The organism is Microvirga sp. Mcv34 (assembly GCF_024519725.1).
GTDB lineage: Bacteria > Pseudomonadota > Alphaproteobacteria > Rhizobiales > Beijerinckiaceae > Microvirga.
In genome coordinates, this window is record NZ_JALJRK010000184.1 from 1 (window position 1) to 3,342 (window position 3,342).

2 protein-coding genes are annotated in these 3,342 nt (G+C 62.5%); both read left to right on the forward strand.

Features of this window, described 5'->3' with window-relative positions:
* Positions 1-51: 51 nt before the first annotated feature.
* A complete protein-coding gene (locus OC446_RS29760; RefSeq protein WP_410055172.1) occupies positions 52-1,071 on the forward strand; it encodes an ABC transporter ATP-binding protein in 1,020 nt (339 codons plus the stop codon).
* A gap of 102 nt (positions 1,072-1,173) precedes the next feature.
* Positions 1,174-2,661 (forward strand): NAD-dependent succinate-semialdehyde dehydrogenase, encoded by a 1,488-nt coding sequence (locus tag OC446_RS29765; RefSeq protein WP_262032498.1) that lies wholly within the window; start codon positions 1,174-1,176, stop codon positions 2,659-2,661.
* Positions 2,662-3,342 lie beyond the last annotated feature (681 nt).

Below are 3,342 nucleotides of genomic sequence, written 5' to 3' on the forward strand. Positions count from 1 at the left end.
TTGCTTTTCGGCACCCAACGCGACGAATCTCAAAGTTAAAGGCAAAGTGACATCTCTCTTAACATCCCGAAGGGTGAATTCCTCACTTTTCTGGGTCCTTCTGGGTCCGGCAAGAGCACGACCCTCTATGTCATCGCAGGTTTCCAGGAGCCGAGCGAGGGCGACGTCATGCTGGAAGGGCGGTCCATCCTCAACGTCCCCTCCAACAAGCGCAACATTGGCATGGTGTTTCAGCGCTACACCCTGTTCCCGCACCTGTCCGTGGCCGAGAACGTAGCCTTCCCTCTGAGAGTCCGCCGCCAGTCTCGCGCCGACATCGATGCGAAGGTTGCCGCCATGCTGAAGCTGGTCCGGTTGGATCGCTTTGCTGACCGCAAGCCCGCGCAACTTTCTGGAGGCCAGCAACAGCGCGTCGCGCTTGCTCGTGCCCTGGCCTATGATCCCCCGCTCCTGCTGATGGACGAGCCGCTCTCAGCCCTGGACAAGAAGCTGCGTGAGGAGATCCAATACGAAATCAAGCGCATCCACACGGAAACTGGTGTCACGATCCTCTACGTGACCCACGACCAGGAAGAGGCGCTTCGTTTGTCGGATCGGATTGCACTCTTCAACCATGGCCGGATCGAGCAGATTGGCAGCGGCCGGGACTTGTACGAGACACCACACACCCGGTTTGTCGCTGGCTTTATCGGCAACTCGAACTTCATTCGCGCGTCCGTTCTGAAGCGCAATGGAGCTAGCGGACAGGTTTGCTGCCCCGATGGCTCAACTGTCGATGGCGTCTCCCTGACCGATCTTCCATCGGCGGAGAAGGATGCGCTGATCATGGTGCGCCCTGACCGGATCCGCTTGGTAAAATCGCCCGATGGCGGTACCGGCCTGTCCGGACGTGTGACCAGCGCAACGTTCTTGGGGGAGTCTCTCCACGTGTCTGTGGAGACTCCGTGGGGGGAGGTGATCGATGTGCGCTCGTCCCTGGACGTAAGGGAGACCCGCGATCTCACCCCGGGCGATCGAGTCAATGTCCGCTTCAATCCCAGCGATGTGCGGGTATTCAGCCCAACGGCATGAACCAACCCTTATGGGAAGCATCGGGCGGCCCTCTTGAGGAGCGGATACAGCCGCCCGTCACATCAACTTTAATGAACGTTTGAAGAATCCCGGAGCCTGCCAATGACCGTTCATTCGAAGCCTGTGGACCGCCGCGTTGTGGACCTGAAGGATCCGTCGTTGCTGGTAGGGCAGGCTTATGTCGCCGGCGAGTGGTGTGACGCCCCGGACGGCAAGACCATCCCCGTCACGGATCCTTATGACGGTGCGCTCATCCTCGAGGTCCCCGATCTCGGACCCGACGCCGCGCGCCGCGCCATCGATAAGGCGCACCAGGTGCAGAAGGACTGGGCCAAGCGCACCGCCAAGGAGCGTAGTGTCATCCTGCGCCGCTGGTACGACCTGATCATCGCCAATGCCGACGATCTCGCGCTCATCCTCACCACCGAGCAGGGCAAGCCGCTGGCCGAAGCCAAGGCCGAGGTGGTCTCGAACGCCGCCTATATCGAATGGTTCGCGGAAGAGGCCAAGCGCATCGACGGCGACGTCATCCCCGGCGCCAACGCGTCCCAGCGCATCGTGGTGCTGAAGCAGCCGGTGGGCGTGTGCGCTGCCATCACGCCGTGGAACTTTCCCAATGGCATGATCACCCGCAAGGTGGGGCCGGCGCTCGCTGCCGGCTGCACCATGGTATTGAAGCCCGCAGCCCAGACCCCGCTTTCGGCCCTCGCGCTCGCCGTGCTGGCCGAGCGGGCGGGCGTGCCGAAGGGCGCCTTCTCGGTGATCACCGGCGAGGCGAAGCCCATCGGCGAGGAGTTCTGCCGCAATCCGAAGGTGGCCAAGATCACGTTCACCGGCTCGACGGGCGTTGGTCGCTGGCTGATGAAGGAGGCCGCTGACGGCATCAAGCGCCTGTCGCTGGAGCTCGGCGGCAACGCGCCCTTCATCGTGTTCGACGATGCCGATCTTGATGCGGCGGTGGAGGGTGCGATGGCCTCCAAGTTCCGTAATGCCGGCCAGACTTGCGTCTGCGCCAACCGAATCTACGTGCAGGAGAGCGTGGCGGAGGCCTTCGCCGAGAAGCTCGCGGCCAAGACGAAGAGCCTGAAGCTCGGTCGGGGCACCGAAGCAGGCGTGACCATCGGCCCGCTGATCGACGACCGGGCGGTGGCCAAGATGGAGGAGCATGTCAAGGACGTGCTCGACAAGGGCGGCAAGCTGCTGGTCGGCGGCAAGCGCTCGGATCTCGGCAGCACCTTCTTCGAGCCCACCGTGATGACGGGGGTAACGCAGGCCATGAAGGTGACGAAGGAGGAAACCTTCGCGCCGCTGGCACCGATCATCACCTTCAAGGATGAGGCGGATGTGATCGCCATGGCGAACGACTCGGAATATGGCTTGGCGTCGTATTTCTACGCCAAGGACATGGCCCGCGTCTGGCGCGTGGCGGAGGCGCTGGAGAGCGGCATGGTGGGCGTGAACACGCCGGCGCTCGCCAACGAGATGGCGCCGTTCGGTGGCGTGAAGCAGTCGGGGCTCGGCCGCGAGGGTTCCAAGTATGGCATCGAGGGCTTCCTCGAAATCAAGTACGTCTGCCTAAGCGGGATCTAGGCCAGGAGCGACGGGCCGCCGGAACCGCCAGGTGCCTCCGACAGATCCCGCTCCACCTGACGGAGGTAGGATCAATCACAGCGTACGTGAATTGCGGCTCGGCCGAAGGGCTGCTCCTGGTACTTCTCGGAACGAACGCTTTGGTCTGTTCATGGGGCGGCCGCCATCTCAACACGTTTACCTGCCCGTCGGTCAGAGCTGTCCCACAAAACTTCATGCTCTCCAGTCGTGCAGGAACGTGAGGACGGCAAAACCGACCGCTGGATTGAGATCCCGGCCGAAGGAAAGAAGGCGGACGACTACAAGTCCCCGGCACCGGGCGTGAAGCTGCGCCCTAAAGTCACCGACATAACCTGCCTCCAGCATCTTCCTGCATTCTGGTGCTCATCTGCGGCTTTGCCAGTGGGCGAGCCGAGGCGCATGCCTCACTCATCGAGGTTATTCCGGCCGCCGGCGCTGTCGTCGCAACGGCCCTGTCCAGCGTGGGGTCAGCGCAAGATCTGTTCCTGATTATACGCTAAGCTAGAACGAACATAGAACCTCCATCTTCGCCCAATCGGATCATGCGGCGCGTGCCAAGGTCTTCGGCAAGCGCAGGGGACGAAAGCCGTCGACAAGCAAGGGCGGCTCGCCCCAGGCATAGGTGCCGGTGAGATTGATATGCTCCCAGCTCAGAGGCGA

What these genes read in the sequence shown, in the direction of transcription:
- OC446_RS29765 (WP_262032498.1), top strand. Translation starts at nt 1,174, where the DNA reads ATGACCGTTCATTCGAAGCCTGTGGACCGCCGCGTTGTGGACCTGAAG.